Source organism: Streptococcus sp. NCTC 11567, from assembly GCF_902141215.1.
GTDB classification, from domain to species: domain Bacteria; phylum Bacillota; class Bacilli; order Lactobacillales; family Streptococcaceae; genus Streptococcus; species Streptococcus dysgalactiae.
Map to the genome: position 1 here is coordinate 1303421 of NZ_LR595857.1, position 15362 is coordinate 1318782.

Sequence of the window (15362 nt, forward strand, 5' to 3'; positions counted from 1 at the left end):
TTTTTACAAAAACAGAAAAAAAGGTTGGGATTTTCTTTCAAAAAATAGAATCACACTTCTATTATAACAAAAAAGTTGGGATATTCCAAAACCCCCAACCAGCAGAAAAACGGCTTTCGCCGTCTCTCTGGTCTTATCATATTTTTGATAACAAATTAAATAACTGTTCCCAAACTGTGATACAACTTCACGTAAGCCAAGCTAGCTGTCTCCCATGAGAAATCACGTGTCATGGCATTTTGTTGTAGCATTTTCCAATCCTCTAGATGATGGCGATAAGCATCCAAAGCAAACAAGAGGGTCTTCATCATCCAAAAACCGGAGAAGTGATTAAAACCAAATCCAGTTCCTGTTTTATCAAAGGAGTTGTAAGGAATAACCGTATCCTTTAATCCTCCGATTTCATGAACAATTGGAATCGTCCCGTAGCGCATAGCCATCATTTGTGATAACCCACAAGGTTCAAAGGCACTTGGCATTAAGAAAAGATCACAGGCAGCGTAAATCTGTTGCGCTAACCCTAAATCAAAGGTAATGTTAGCTGAAAGCTTCTCTGGGTAAACCTGTGCAAACCACCTAAAAGCGTCCTCGTAATCCTTATAACCTGTCCCAAGAACAACCAGTTGAACATCTTGCTGGAGTAGATTATCCAACTCCTGCACCACCAAGTCAAAGCCTTTTTGGTCAGTCAATCGTGAGACAATCCCAATGAGTGGAACATCATCGCGTACAGGAAGATTCAATCTTTCTTGTAAACTCTTTTTATTGGCTGATTTTCCAGATAAATCGGCTGCTGAAAAGGGAGCAACTAAGTGTGGGTCTGTCTCAGGATTGAGCACTTCTGTGTCGATGCCATTAACAATTCCTGTTAATTTCCCCGATTCCATCCGCATCAGCTGATCCAAACCTTTTCCAAACTCAGGAGTTTGAATTTCACCGGCATACGATGGGGATACAGTCGTTACGCGATCTGCATATAATACCCCAGCTTTCATCCAATTGAGGCAATTGTTCCACCGCAGAGTCCCATCCTCATATCGCTCTGCTCCAACACCAAATAGGTCTCCTAACATTCCTGGGTCAAATTGACCTTGAAATTCAATATTATGAATAGTGAAAACTGTTTTAATCTTTCGATAAGCCTCAATCCAATGATATTTTTCTTTTAATAGGAAAGGAATCATTGCTGTATGGTAATCATGCACATGCAAAACTTCTGGAATCGCATCAAGCCTCTCCAGCGCCTCAATTGCGGCTAGCTGAAAATAAGCAAATCGTTCACCATCGTCCCAGTCACCATAGACTTTTCCTCTAAAGAAATAATACTGGTTATCTATAAAATAAAAGGTCACTTGGTCTTTCACAATCTTCTTGAGACCAACGTATTGACGGCGCCAACCTACTTGTATGTAAAAATACAACACGTCTTCCACTTGATCGCCAAATTTTTGGTCAATAGTATCATAGTAAGGCAAAATAACGGAGACCTCATGACCATTTTTGACCAGGGATTTAGGCAAGGCACCAATCACATCACCTAGACCACCCGTTTTGGCAAAAGGAGCTCCCTCTGCCGCCACAAACATTATTTTCATCTTATCATATCCTCAATAACCTTAGTTCCTTTAGCGACCACCATTGGTTCTTCTTGCGTTCCTTTAATGGTAACACCAGGTGTCACTTCCACTAATTTGTCGATAATAGCATTCTCAACGATGGCTCCTTCACCGATAATGGCTTTAGGTGATAAAATACTATTTTTTACCCGCGCTCCAACCTCGATGTGGCAGTTACGCGACACAATAGAATGCTCCACATATCCCTTAATAATGCTTCCTGATGCAAACTGTGAATTTTTCACCTCTGACGTTTGATCAAAATAAGTCGATTCCTCATTCTTCACACGAGTGTAGACTTTTTGATTGGCATAAAGAAGCGAATAGAATTTTTGGGGGTCAAGCATGTCCATATTAGCATCGAAGTAAGATTTGACCGAGTGAATATTGGCTAAGTAGCCAGTGTATTCAAATCCCAAAGCTCCTTCTGAAACGGTTAACTCACGAAGTAAAAAACGTAACTTTTGAGGTTTTTCTTTTTGAGCTTCTTTCTCCATCTGTTCAATCAACCAAGGGGTATCAATAATGTAAATACCCGCTGACATTTTTTCGATATCTTGATCACTCGGAATCTGACGTCTATTGATAACGGTGTCTGTCTCATCAATATCTAAAATATCGTTGGCTTTTGAGATGGCATCCGTTGGCATTTTTTTGTAGACCACTGTAAGAGGTCGTTGATTAACCGTGTGCAGATGGATAACTTGATTTAGTTCGATATTACATAATATATCACAACTCATATAAATGGTTTGGTCTGATCCAGAACGTTTGAGGTAGGTCAATATATTATCATAATACTCTTTATCTGCTTCTTGAGAATCTTCTGCAGTGTTATAAAAACCTAAAAAATAGTGGCTCAATAAGGAGTTTAATCCCCACTCTCTACCAGATCTAATATGGTCAAAGACAGAACGGATATTTTCCCCACGGAAAATACCATAAATACTTCTCACCCCTGCATTAGCAAGGTTGGATAATTGAAAGTCTATGAGACGGTATTTCCCATCAAACGGTAAGTTTGCCAAGGGTCTTGAATCTGTCAATCCCTTCATTTCGGCAAAGCCAATTGAACTTCCCAAAATGGCTGTGTATTTGTCAATCTTCATTTGAAACCCCCACTACTTCATTGTAACCAACAACTTGCACATCCTCAGTTCCATCTATCACAACACCGTCACCAATGACGGCACCTTCTCCAATAATAGCACGTGTGATTTTGGCACCCTCTCCAATAATAACGTCACTCATGATAAAGGAATCTTTGACTTGAGCACCCTTTTTCACCTGAACATTGGTTGATAAAATAGAATGCTCAACCTTCCCTGATACAAAACTACCATCAACCACAAGCGAATTCGAAACATCTGCTTCTTCAGTGATAAAGTTTGGTGGTGCAATATGGTTCTTAGAGTAAATCTTCCATGAGCGGTCACGACTATCCAGAGCATTTTCTTCTCCGATATATTCCATATTGGCTTCCCACAAGGATTCGATGGTTCCTACATCTTTCCAGTAACCTTTAAAGTTATAACTATAAACCCTCTCACCTGTCTCTAGATAGGAGGGAATCACATTTTGACCAAAGTCAGACATGTCAATATTATTTTTTTCAGCATCAACCAACATGGTTCTTAGACGTTTCCAGTTAAAAATGTAAATCCCCATAGAGGCCTTGGTTGATTTGGGGTGAGCTGGTTTCTCTTCAAATTCCACAATACGATCACTGGTATCCGTGTTCATAATACCAAAACGGCTAGCTTCTTTTAGAGGCACATCAATGACAGCGACTGATAAGCTGGCCATGTTGTCTTTGTGTTTTTGAAGCATGTCATCATAGTCCATTTTGTAAATATGATCCCCAGATAAGATAAGGACATAGTCAGGATCAATACTATCAATGTAATCAATGTTTTGATAGATGGCATGACTGGTTCCTTGGAACCAACGATTACCTTCTGTTGCTGAGTAAGGTTGTAAAATGGTAGCACCAGCATTAATGCCATCAAGACCCCAAGATGACCCATTCCCAATATGGTTATTAAGAGCTAACGGTTGATACTGGGTAATGACACCAACATGGTGAATCCCTGAATTGGCACAATTTGACAAGGCAAAATCGATGATACGATAGCGACCCCCAAATTGCACTGCTGGTTTAGCAATACTTTGTGTTAATTTTCCTAAACGAGTTCCTTGACCACCGGCCAAGATAAGAGCTAACATTTCATTCTTCATTTAGATATCCTTTCATGACTAACATCACCTAATATGTCAAAGAGACTTTTGGATAAGCTCTCTTTCTTCCCTTCATCTCTTAATCCGACATTAATGATAAAAAGAGGAGAGTTATTCTTACATTTCCTAGTCTTTTTGACGACGCTTAACCTTCCAGATACTTGCTCCCAATGCTGGTAAAGTGAAAGAGAGGGTTTGATCATATTCTTTCCATTGTGCTTGTACTGTTTTAGTGATAGGATTGTGTTCTTTCCAAACACCTCCATACGCTTCCATTTCAGTATTGAAAACTTCCTCATAGATTCCTGCGACTGGAACACCTACAGTAAAACCTGGTCGTTCAACAGGCGTCATGTTAAAGACGCACAACAACAGTTCCCCTTTATTGTTGAGGCGGCAGAAAGATAAAACCGATTCTTGTTTGTTATCAGCATCAATGATATCAATACCGTCATACGTCTCATCATTTTGCCAAAGCATGTTATGATCTTTATAAAACTGATTTAACTCAGCTGTAAACCGTTGTAGTTTGGCATTAAAGTGATCTTCCAAATCATGCCATTCTAGTTGATCATTGTACTTCCACTCTAAAAATTGACCAAATTCAGAGCCCATAAATAGTAATTTTTTACCTGGATGACACATTTGATAAGTGTAGAGATTTCGCAAGCCTGCAAATTGATTATAGCGATCTCCCCACATCTTATGCATCATGCTCTTCTTACCATGCACTACTTCGTCATGAGAAAATGGCAGAATATAGCGTTCATTGAAACAATACACAAAACTAAAAGTCAAGAGGTTGAAATCAAATTGCCGGTAATAAGGGTCTTCTTCATAGAACCTCAAAATATCATTCATCCAACCCATGTTCCATTTGTAATCAAACCCTAGTCCACCCTCTTCAATAGGGCTGGTAATCGGTGTTGCTGAAGAGGATTCCTCTGCGATCATCATGACATCTGGGTGTTTTTCTTTTATCACCCGATTCAATTTTTGAAGAAAGGCAACCCCTTCAAGATTTTGGTTTCCACCATAAATATTAGGTGTCCACGGCCCTTGATCATAATCTAAATACAACATGTTGCTAACCGCATCTACTCGGATACCATCAATATGATAAGTTTCTAACCAAAATAAGGCACTGGAGATTAAGAAAGACTGTACCTGATTTTTACCTAAATCAAAGTTCAAAGCCCCCCAGCCATAATTCCGCGCTCGATGATGGTCTTGATACTCAAAGGTTGGCGTTCCATCAAAGTAAGCTAAAGCATCATCATTTTGTGTAAAATGCCCTGGTACCCAGTCGACAATAACGCCAATATTATTAAGGTGACAAGCCTCGACAAAGTCCTGGAAATCCTCTGGGCTACCAAAGGTCGAATCAAAAGCAAAATACCCCATCAGTTGGTATCCCCAGCTCATGTCCAAAGGATGCGTCATGACAGGAAGAAATTCTACATGAGTATAATGCATCTTTTTGAGATAAGGAATCAGCTCTTCTTTCAAGCGAGACATGTCATATGGCTTTCCAGTTTCATCCTTCTTCCAAGAATTAGCGTGGACCTCATAGATGTTAACAGGTCTTTCTCTAAACCCAAAGCGTTTCCTTCGCCCCATCCACAAACTATCTCGCCATTTTTTATCTGGTAATGTTTTAACAACAGCTCCTGTCCCTGGCCTAGCTTCAAACAAGACAGCAAGAGGATCAATTTTCTCGACAACGTGACCACCTTGCCGTTTAACCAGGTATTTGTAAATATCCCCTTCTTTAGCTAATGGTGTGGTCACCTCCCAAATACCTGCCTCATGCCTAAACATGCTTAAAGGGTTAGCTTTCCAGTCAGTAAAATCGCCTATTAGACTCACTTCTTCTGCATTCGGAGCCCACACCCTGAAGACGTAAGCAGTTTTATGATCTATGTCAACCCGGTGAACACCCAAGTAATCTTGCAACTGGTTATTCTCCCCGGTGCCAAATGTGTAAAGCGCTAACTCATTGTCCATTCCATCACCCTCTTTTAATCCTCACTCTTTTTAAACCTCTATTTTCAGGTTCATCCCAGACAAGATTATGCCTCAAGAAAACAAAAATAACCTGAGAAACCTCAGGTTATTCTGTAATATCAAGGATCATCGCTGTCAAATGATTGAGTAACAACTCCCCTTTTTGAAAGCGCTTGTCATTTGTTTCAATTATATCATGCTCGACACATGATTGCAAGCGTTTGCCAGAAGTTGTGAAAATAACCTTGTATTTTCTTTTATCATCCACTGTGAAACTGATAAAACCAGTACCTTTATCCGCTTTTTCAATGTAGACATGACGACGAATTTCTTCGAAACTTGGATATGAAAACAGATGGGTTTTTGTTTTCAAAAAAATTAATTTTTTCATAAAAGCAACGGTTTCTTTTTCTAGAGTGACTTGTCTCCAGTCAATTTGATTCACCTGATCTGGAGCGTTATAAGAATTCATTGCTCTTTCTTTGTCTGCGTGGGTGAGTTCTCCTTGTTCTCCTGTCGGATATAATTTAGTTCTTAGAAACTCCTGACCAATCTGCATAAAACACATGCCTTGCATCAAGATATTCATGGCAGAAGCTAGCTGAATACGACGAGTATGTTCTTCTTGATTATCAGTTGGATTGAGCGCCCAAAAGAGGTCATTCAAGTTGTAGTTGTCATGAGCTTCTACATAATTAACTACCTGACTAGGACTTAGATAATGGACCAACTCATCACTTCCCAAAATAGACTTGGCAACACAATCTTCAGTCGCTGCACCAGAGGCAAAACCTTCCTCAAAGGTCCCATAGATTTCAGCGCCTTTAACCGCGTTACGCTGATCATCATTAAAGAAACCAATTCCTGGCATCTTGTAAGCATTATCTTTTTTAGCTTTTTGTTCAGGAGCTAACCCCACTCCCATATCCCATCCTTCTCCAAAAACAAGAATTCTTGGGTCAATTTTATCTAATTCCCGTCTGATAAGATTCATGGTTTCAATATCATGCAAGCCCATTAAATCAAAACGGAAACCATCAATATTAAATTCTTTGGTCCAATATAAAATAGAATCAAGCATGAACTTACGGTACATTTCCTTTTCACTAGCCATCTCATTACCACAGCCCGACCCATTTTGAAAGGTTCCGTTGGGATTCATCCGGTAATAATAATCAGGAACAGCTAGTTGGAATGCTGAGTCCCTAGATGAAAAGGTATGGTTATAAACCACATCCATGATGACATTAATACCAGCATCGTGATAAGCTTGAATCACTTCTTTTAATTCTAAAATACGTGTCGCAGGTTCATGAGGATTGCTGGTAAAACTCGCATCAGGAACATTATAATTTTCAGGATCATATCCCCAGTTATAGGCATATTCCCCATTGTCTTCAATGATTTGATGATGGTCAAAAAGAGGTTGCAACTGAATATGAGTTATCCCTAATGACGTGACATAATCAAAACAAGTCTTGTCCCCAAATTCGTTACGCGTTCCTTTTTCGATTAAACCTTTAAATTTACCACGATGTAGCTGACTAACTCCTGAAGTCTCAGATTTTGAGAAGTCTCGCACATGCATTTCATAGATAACAGCTTGATTAGGATTGTCTAGTCTCCACGTTGCTTCTTTGCCCTGTTTGACTTCAAAACCTTCTGGCTTTAGCTGGTTAGGGGCAATCACAATGGAGCGGCGACCATTAGCCGTTGTTGCAATGGCATAAGGGTCTCGTGTATCTCTAAAGGTCCGTTTACGGTAATATACTCGATAACGATAGGCCTGATAGTTATAGTCTCCTTCTAAACATAACTCCCACACTCCGTGAGTATTTTTAGAATGATCTTCAGGATTACTGACATGGCCACGAACCATAGGAACAACTCTCTCTACGCTTGCTCGTTCAGCTGTTGAATCATATAAAATCAGATCAACTCGTTCAGCAGTCGGAGCCCATAAGCGAAAGGTCGTCTGATTCTCCTGGTAACGAAAACCAAGCCATCCATTAAATCCCCAACGCTTATCGAAAGCTTTGCTGTTAACTGCCATATCAAACGAATGAGCCATTCTACGCCCATACGAACGACTAGCAACTGCAGCTTGCCTTGAATAATAAACAGTGTCATCACCGTCCACTAGCCAAACTTCTGTTTTTGGAACACCATAGTCACGGTCAATACGATAATCAATCGTTTTGTGCTGCCACAATTGATCTTTTACAATCACATAAGCATGGCTTAAAAAGTAAGGAGCCGGATAACTTAACTGAGCTACTGCACCAAAACTATCAAATCGAGAGAAGTAGGCATCTTTTCCCCATTTCCCATCTTGCCACTGCCACAAACTTAAATTAAAGTAGTTTCCTTGACGACTATGATAATGAACGGTAATGGCATTATCTATCACTTCTTTTATTCCTCCAGTTCTTGTTCTAAATCTTCTACTTCATGCGCAAACTTCTTCACTATCTCCTCAATTTCCAATTCTTCTTGGTCCAATACCAAGGCATCATCAGAAATCAAATCAGTATCTGCAAAGAATGTAATATGGTTTTTCAAATTTTCAAGTGTGATTGGGGCATCACCGCCATATTCTCCATCTAAATTGATCATCATGCGCTTATCTGATTGAGGTTCAATTACTATTTTACTGGTTTTGATGTATTCCACACGACGGTCTGTAATGTGTTTACCCCCATCTAAGACCAAACGTAAAAGATGGACAATTTCAAAAAGATTAGCCGTTTTTATTAAAATCAAGGTAAACATGCCATCATCCAGTTTAGCGTCCGGAGCAATCATTTCAAAGCCACCTACAGAATTGGTAATGGCTGCAAAAATCATGGACACTTGACCTTCAAAAACGCCCTGATCATGAGTAATTTTAACAGGAACATTGCTAACACGTGGCAATAACTCAACTCCCTTGGCAAGATAAGCTAAGTAGCCAAACATGGTTTTTAACTGACTAGGAACGCTATAAGTCAATTCAGTCAAACTCCCTGCTGCCGCAATATTGATAAAATAGGTGTCTTTCTTAGCCCTACCAATGTCCATTTGAATGGTTTGGTTTTTTCCAATGAGTTTGGCTGCCTGACTAGGGTTCCCTCTTGGAACTTTCAAAGCTCTCGCAAAATCATTGGTTGTTCCTGTTGGGATAATAGCCATCTTGGGACGCTTTTTCAGTGGCGCAATCCCATTGACCACCTCATTGATGGTACCGTCTCCTCCAGCAGCAATCAGTAAATCAAATCCAGCTTTCGCAGCTCTTCTGGCTTCATTTAAAGCAGAATGTTTTTCTGCTGTCGTCTGAAAGGCAGAGGTTTCATACCCAAACCCTTCCAAAATATCTAAGACCTCAGGAACACTCTTCTTCATCATTTCTTGTCCTGATGTCGGGTTATAAATGAGACGTGCTCTCATTTGTTTTTTCATACAATACCTCTCTTAAAGCTGCTCTAGCCACTCTTCACCCTCGATTCGAATGCCTAAAGCCTGCGCTTTCTCCAACTTAGACCCTGCATCACTTCCAGCAATCACCAAGTCTGTTTTCTTAGACACACTGCCAGTCACTTTAGCACCTAAGGTTTCTAATTTTGCTTTTGCATCGTTGCGAGTCATTTTCTCCAACTTGCCCGTTAAAACAACCGTTAAGCCAAATAATTCTGCATTACTATCAATCTTCTGTCCTAAATAAGCTAAGTTAACCCCAGCATTCTTTAGTTCTTCTACTAAAAGAATGGCAGAATCTTGTTGAAAATATTGAACCAATGATTTAGCAATTACCATGCCCAGACCATCAATAGTCGCAATGTCTTCTTCTCTAACCGTTAAGAGATGCTCAATGTCTCCACAAGTTTCCAAAATTAAACGACTAGCCTTAGCACCAATGTGACGAATGCCTAAACCAAATAACAATTTCTCGGCTGAATTTGATTTGGACGTTTCAATAGCTGCTAGCAATTTTTCGGCCGACTTTTCTTTGATACCATCTAGATGTAGAAGATCTTCCTTAGTAAGCTTGTAAATATCTGCCACATCGTGAACAAGCCCTGCTAAAAAGAGTTTTTCCACAACAGCAGGCCCAAGCCCAGCAATATTCATGGCATTTCGACTGGCAAAATGTTCCAACCCTCGCTGAATCAAACTCGGACACAAAGGATTGATACAGCGTAGAGCTACTTCATCCTCAAAATGCACCAAATCACTCTGACAAGATGGGCATTGACTTGGAATCCACATAGGCACCTGTTCCTGTCGCTTGTCAGAAACCACGCGCAAGACAGCAGGAATAATATCCCCCGCTTTATAGACAATTACAGTATCTCCAATTCGAATATCTTTTTCCGCAATATAATCGACGTTATGCAAGGTAGCCCTGCTGACCGTTGTTCCAGCTAATTGAACTGGTTTCAAGTTTGCTGTTGGGGTAACCACACCTGTTCTACCAACTGTCCAGTCAACCGAAAGGATTTCTGCCTCTTTTTCTTCTGCTGGAAACTTGTAGGCAATCGCCCAACGTGGCGCTTTAACCGTAAATCCCAACTCTTCTTGCATGGCTAAGTTATTCACTTTGATGACAATACCGTCAATATCATAAGCCAATTGATCGCGTTCTGCCTCCACAGTTTGAATAAAATCCCAAATCTCATCCATAGAGGATGACAGATGGTGACGCTGATTAACTGAGAAGCCCAAATCGGCTAATGCTTTCAAGACATGATCTTGCTGACTTCTGGTTGTGGGACTAGCTTCTTGATAGAGAAAAGTAGCCAATTGACGCTTGGCCACTACCGCCGTATCTAATTGCCTCAAGGTACCCGCAGCAGCATTTCTAGGATTGGCAAATTCTGTTTCACCGTTTTCCTGTCTCTCTTCATTAATTGCTTTAAAGGATTGCCGAGACATGTAGGCCTCTCCTCGAACAGTTATGGTCAGGGGTTGAGGCAATACTTGAGGAATATCTTTAATCTGTTTAAGATTCTCTGTAATGTTTTCACCAACACTACCATCTCCGCGGGTAGCTCCCACCTGTAATTGGCCATTTTCATAACTTAAAGAGATGGATAAGCCGTCGATTTTTAGCTCTGCTAGATAAGTGGCATCAGGAAATTCCGATTTAACCCGCTTGTCAAAGACATCTAATTCCTCACGCGAAAAAGCATCCTGCAAACTAAATAGCGGATACTGGTGCTGGTATTTGTCAAAACCGGTGAGAAGGGTTCCTCCGACATTCTGAGTTGGGCTATCTTGTAAGACATGCTCAGGGTATTGATTTTCAAGATCCACTAGCTCACGATAAAGCTTATCGTACTCACTATCAGAAACAGAAGGGGAATCATTGGTATAGTATTCTTGACGATAACGGTTAAGCAATTCCGTCAATTCTCTTATGCGTTTTTTCATACTCTTATTTTATCATAAAAGAGTGAAAATAAGCTATTTCCTAATCAGAAGAAAATAAAAAGGACAGCTGTAAAATCCAGCAACTGTCCAAGTACCTATTTTCTAAAAAGTGTAGGGGCTTCTCTCACTCCGGTTATGAATATTCGTTAATGAAAAGACATACGCTTAGCTAGCTTATCAATAATCAGAGAACCGATGAGCAGCGATGCCAATTCCCCCATAGCCGTTGTAAACCAGGTCAATAGGAAGGGTGCACCAAAGAAAGAAAGCTCAATAGCAACGGTCACCATGGAAGCGGCAAAAAAGAAAGAAAAGTAAAAGAATGCCTTGTTAACAAGACCATTAAATAGATAGTCTTTGTGGTACTTCCTAAAGAGAACGACACCCAACGTCACAAAAATAAGGGTTGAGCCACCGCCAACAAAGACATCAATAAGTCCGAAACTGTAAAAGTTTGCAATCATACACCCAAGAGTCACTGCAATGATATACTTGCGATGGTAAAAAGCAAGGAAATTCAACATTTCAGATACCCTAAACTGATACATTCCATAAGAAATGGCATTCAGAGGAGGCGTAATGGTCAATACCACATAGAGAGCAGCCACTAAAGCAATGTGAACGTAGTCACGCACTGTTAATTTTGTCATTTTTTCTCCTTTAACGTCAAAGCAGTTAGTCAAACCTAACTCTTTACGTGTCTAATATGCTTGGTGAAAGGGAACTAAGCACCAAGGGTTGCTAAGCAACGGTTACATTGTACCACAAAAAGGCCAACTTGACAAAAATACTAAATAAGTCTGCGACCTATAACAAAGGGACATGGTTACCTTCTCAATTCCTTTCATACAGACTAACTGAATACTTTTAGTGTCATAATTTTCTCTTTTGTGAGATAAATTATGTGGCTGAAAAGTAAAAGGACCTGATCATTTATTCAGGTCCTTTACCCCACTAGGGATTTTAAAACTGTTTTGTGCTTATTGTCCTTCTCGGCCTTTTCTAAATAACTTAACAGAAGCAAACAGGCTAGTCATTCCTAAGATAGTCATCACAATCCCAGCTTTTTCACCTGCTTTTGGCAAAGCCTTCTCTGAGGAAGCTTTTTGAGCTGCCGCAAGTGGTTTAGCTGTCACTACCTTTTTCTGCTCAGTAGCAGTCAGAGCTGGTTTACCTTCCTCTATACCTGCATCTGCGGCTTTTTTAAAGGATAATTGAAGCAACAATGGATCATGGTCAGAAGCACGGCCATGAACTTCCATAAACGGTGAATTCACATGCACCATGTCAAATTCATACTGACCAAGCAGGTTATGAGATACTAGCATGTTATCGAGGGTTTGATTGTTTCCTTGGTAGAAATAAGAATAACGATCTGCTAAATCATGTCTGCTAACCAAGTTAGCCATATCCCCTTCTTCAATCAATTGAATCGTCTTTGTGAATTCGTAATCGTTAAAGTCACCTAACATCACAATATTTGCCTGATGAGTTGCTCCTTCTTTGGCAAATTTAGCCAACATATTAGCTAAAACATGGCGTCTTTCTTCAGATTTGAAGGTAACAGGTTGCACACGTCCATAAAGAGCATTGTCCCCACGCTTAGAGTTCAAATGGTTTGCTACCACAATGACTTTATTTCCTTGGAAAACAAATTCTGCTGCTAGTGATTTACGGACATCTTTCCAAGCAGGATTAGTTGGATCAATTCGACCAACACTGAGGTTTAACTCCCCGTTTACCCATGACAGAGCATCCTTAGCGCCACCTTTTGGCTTATCCGATAAACTAACACGATCTGGCTGATAGAGGAAGCCTGTCCGAATATTCCCACCAGGTTGACCACCGTCAACATTATTTTCTGGAGCAATATCAACATAACGATAAGTTGGGCCTCCAAGTTTTTGAATAGCATCAATCAGGCGTTGAGCACTTTGGGTAGCATCTGTAGTACCATCATCGATTGGGCCGTTATTATCTTGTACCTCAATCAGTCCAATGATATCAGGTGCATTCAAATCGTGAATAAAGGATTCAGCAATACGTTTGACTTTCTCATCCTTGGTTGAAGATGGGTTTGCTGAGAAGTTCTCAATATTATAAGATGCAATACTTAATTTGCTTAGGTCTTTTTGCAAATGTGTTTTTTCAGGTGCAAGATGGCCATCTATTAAGACAGGCATCTTTTGGCTATCATCAACAAAAACCTTGTAATTACCATAACTGTATGAGACTGGTCCAGCTAATCTTCCTTTGTAAGAATCACCAGATTTGATGGTTTGCTTACCTTTTTTGAAAAGTACAGGAATCACATCGGTATTGTAACTGGTTGCAGGTAACAATACACCACCTGAATTGTTCAACACTCTCGTGCTAGAACCAGGTAAAACATAGATTTCTTTATTTTTCATTGGACCAAGGATTTTCGCATCGTCGACAGCAACCAACATGCCTTCCATGGATTCCCAATAGTCAATAGCATCTTCTTGTGGGTCAAAGACACGTAAGCCATCATTATCAATGACATCAGCAGGTGCCACACGATCTTTACCTAACACAAGAGGGGCTGGTACTGGAGCCGTTCCTGTTTTGGTAACAGTTTTAGCCACAATTTGGGTAATTGTAAGGTCCGTTTGTTTACGTTCCTCATATCCACGACCAAAAAATTCTTCAACCTCTCCGGAAATCGTCAATACATCTCCGACAGCTACTTTCGCGCTTTTAGCAAAGACACGGATACCGTCTGAAGTGGCTACATTACCATCGCCGTTAAGATCTTGAACGTAAAAATGAGTGGAATCCTCTAAGTAAGTGACAACAACTTGTTCAACTGTTACAGCTTTTTTCAAAAGAGGCGAAGTATGATGAGTCCCTTGGATATCTCCAATTTTCACAACCTTGCCAACTGGCGTAGTGTCTTCTTTTCTGACAGCCTGTTTCACCACTTCAAATTGTTCCAAGGTAAATGGTTTTAATTGCAATTTTCCATCAAAAGTTGACAAAATAGCTGTCAAATTGATGACATCCCCCTGGCCAATTTTAGCGACTAAGTCACTTGTTTTAATCCCCGTGCGATTGTCTAAACGAACTGCCACACTTTTACCATCGTTATCTGTGACATTAAAAGAAGAGGTTTCGTATTTATCCGATGCTATTTCTCCTACAGTTACATTCGATAACTTAACTAGTGTTGATTGAGTTGCTTTTTCTAATTCGGGAATGGTTGTTTCTTTAACAGGGGTAGGAAGCTGACCTTCTAATTTTTTATGGGCAGTAATTTTTTTCAACTGCAATTCACCCTTGAAATTAGTAAGTGTACCTGTCAGTTGAATAATGTCTCCACTGGCATAACCCAAATTTTTCTCAGGGTAAATGTAAAGTCCTGTGCCATTGCTATCTTGAATGTAAAAACCATTACCACCCCAGCCATTCACGACGCTGATAATTTTACCTGTAACCGTGTAAGGTTTGCCTTCAGGACTTACTCGAACGTCTGAAACAGGCTGGCTGCCATTAGCATCTGCCATTACTTCAGGACTCGCTGGGGTCTCTTCTTTAGCTGCTACAGTCGTATTGCCTGAGTCAGCTGGTGTTGTAGGAGCTGGTTGAGTAGTTTCGACAGGGGCGAGGGGAGTTGTTGCAGAACTATTCTCTTCCACACCAGTGGCAACAGGTTCTTCTGATTTAGGGACGACCACCTCTTCAGCATAGACGGGATGCTGTTGCAGAGTAACCTCTTCAACAACAGTAGGAACAGCAACCAATGCTAATAATGACGCATAAGTGAAAAATTTCCTGTTTAACATAAAAACTCCTTTTATTTAGTACGTTTAATACACGCCTATTGTAACAAAATTGACAAGCAAAAGAAATACATTTTTGTATATTTTGTTACAAAAAGTTAGCATTAATAAAAATGTAATCGTTATCAATGACTTATTTTTCGTTGGTTTCCATTAAAAAACAAACGTTTTTCGGGTGTACTTTCACTTTTGGATACAGCATCTTACCATTCACTCATTTGTTCAGAAAGTTAATCTTTTTCACCTAAAAAGCACCAATCTAACCAGATTAGTTACCACTAATCAGTCA

At 40.1% G+C, this 15362-nt stretch carries 9 protein-coding genes and 1 riboswitch; all 9 genes read right to left on the reverse strand.

Annotated features, from left to right (window positions below; translation table 11 throughout):
• Nucleotides 1–155: 155 nt before the first annotated feature.
• The gene (gene glgA, locus FQT67_RS06570; RefSeq protein WP_015057468.1) at nt 156–1595 is read right to left on the reverse strand and encodes a glycogen synthase GlgA; all 1440 of its coding nucleotides are present in this window, start codon (nt 1593–1595) and stop codon (nt 156–158) included.
• The gene (gene glgD / locus FQT67_RS06575; RefSeq protein ID WP_003060959.1) at nt 1592–2725 is read right to left on the reverse strand and encodes a glucose-1-phosphate adenylyltransferase subunit GlgD; all 1134 of its coding nucleotides are present in this window, start codon (nt 2723–2725) and stop codon (nt 1592–1594) included. The genes glgA and glgD overlap by 4 nt, the downstream gene beginning before the upstream one ends.
• A complete protein-coding gene (locus FQT67_RS06580) occupies nt 2715–3854 on the reverse strand; it encodes a glucose-1-phosphate adenylyltransferase (RefSeq protein ID WP_046177179.1) in 1140 nt (379 codons plus the stop codon). Before FQT67_RS06580 ends, glgD begins: the two co-directional genes overlap by 11 nt.
• Before the next feature lie 126 nt (nt 3855–3980).
• Nucleotides 3981–5861, reverse strand: coding sequence for a 1,4-alpha-glucan branching protein GlgB (gene glgB / locus FQT67_RS06585; RefSeq protein ID WP_046177180.1), 1881 nt, complete (start codon nt 5859–5861; stop codon nt 3981–3983).
• Nucleotides 5862–5967: 106 nt separating this feature from the next.
• Nucleotides 5968–8268 (reverse strand): type I pullulanase, encoded by a 2301-nt coding sequence (gene pulA, locus FQT67_RS06590; protein ID WP_172601568.1) that lies wholly within the window; start codon nt 8266–8268, stop codon nt 5968–5970.
• 8 nt (nt 8269–8276) lie between these two features.
• A complete protein-coding gene (locus FQT67_RS06595; RefSeq protein ID WP_003057494.1) occupies nt 8277–9299 on the reverse strand; it encodes a diacylglycerol kinase family lipid kinase in 1023 nt (340 codons plus the stop codon).
• Between the two features lie 12 nt (nt 9300–9311).
• Nucleotides 9312–11270, reverse strand: a complete 1959-nt coding sequence (gene ligA, locus FQT67_RS06600; RefSeq protein WP_046177182.1) for an NAD-dependent DNA ligase LigA — start codon at nt 11268–11270, stop codon at nt 9312–9314.
• A gap of 146 nt (nt 11271–11416) precedes the next feature.
• Complete coding sequence (locus FQT67_RS06605; RefSeq protein WP_003050124.1) at nt 11417–11920, reverse strand: QueT transporter family protein; 504 nt, start codon at nt 11918–11920, stop codon at nt 11417–11419.
• Nucleotides 11918–12037: riboswitch (PreQ1 riboswitch) on the reverse strand. It overlaps the preceding gene by 3 nt.
• A gap of 213 nt (nt 12038–12250) precedes the next feature.
• Nucleotides 12251–15076, reverse strand: coding sequence for an endonuclease/exonuclease/phosphatase family protein (locus FQT67_RS06610; RefSeq protein WP_046177183.1), 2826 nt, complete (start codon nt 15074–15076; stop codon nt 12251–12253).
• Nucleotides 15077–15362: the final 286 nt, after the last annotated feature.

Excerpts from the sequence above, each read along its gene's own strand:
- FQT67_RS06610 (WP_046177183.1), bottom strand. The coding sequence starts at position 15,076 with ATGTTAAACAGGAAATTTTTCACTTATGCGTCATTATTAGCATTGGTT.
- ligA (WP_046177182.1), bottom strand. The coding sequence starts at position 11,270 with ATGAAAAAACGCATAAGAGAATTGACGGAATTGCTTAACCGTTATCGT.
- FQT67_RS06580 (WP_046177179.1), bottom strand. The coding sequence starts at position 3,854 with ATGAAGAATGAAATGTTAGCTCTTATCTTGGCCGGTGGTCAAGGAACT.
- FQT67_RS06595 (WP_003057494.1), bottom strand. The coding sequence starts at position 9,299 with ATGAAAAAACAAATGAGAGCACGTCTCATTTATAACCCGACATCAGGA.
- glgD (WP_003060959.1), bottom strand. The coding sequence starts at position 2,725 with ATGAAGATTGACAAATACACAGCCATTTTGGGAAGTTCAATTGGCTTT.
- FQT67_RS06605 (WP_003050124.1), bottom strand. The coding sequence starts at position 11,920 with ATGACAAAATTAACAGTGCGTGACTACGTTCACATTGCTTTAGTGGCT.
- glgA (WP_015057468.1), bottom strand. The coding sequence starts at position 1,595 with ATGAAAATAATGTTTGTGGCGGCAGAGGGAGCTCCTTTTGCCAAAACG.
- glgB (WP_046177180.1), bottom strand. The coding sequence starts at position 5,861 with ATGGACAATGAGTTAGCGCTTTACACATTTGGCACCGGGGAGAATAAC.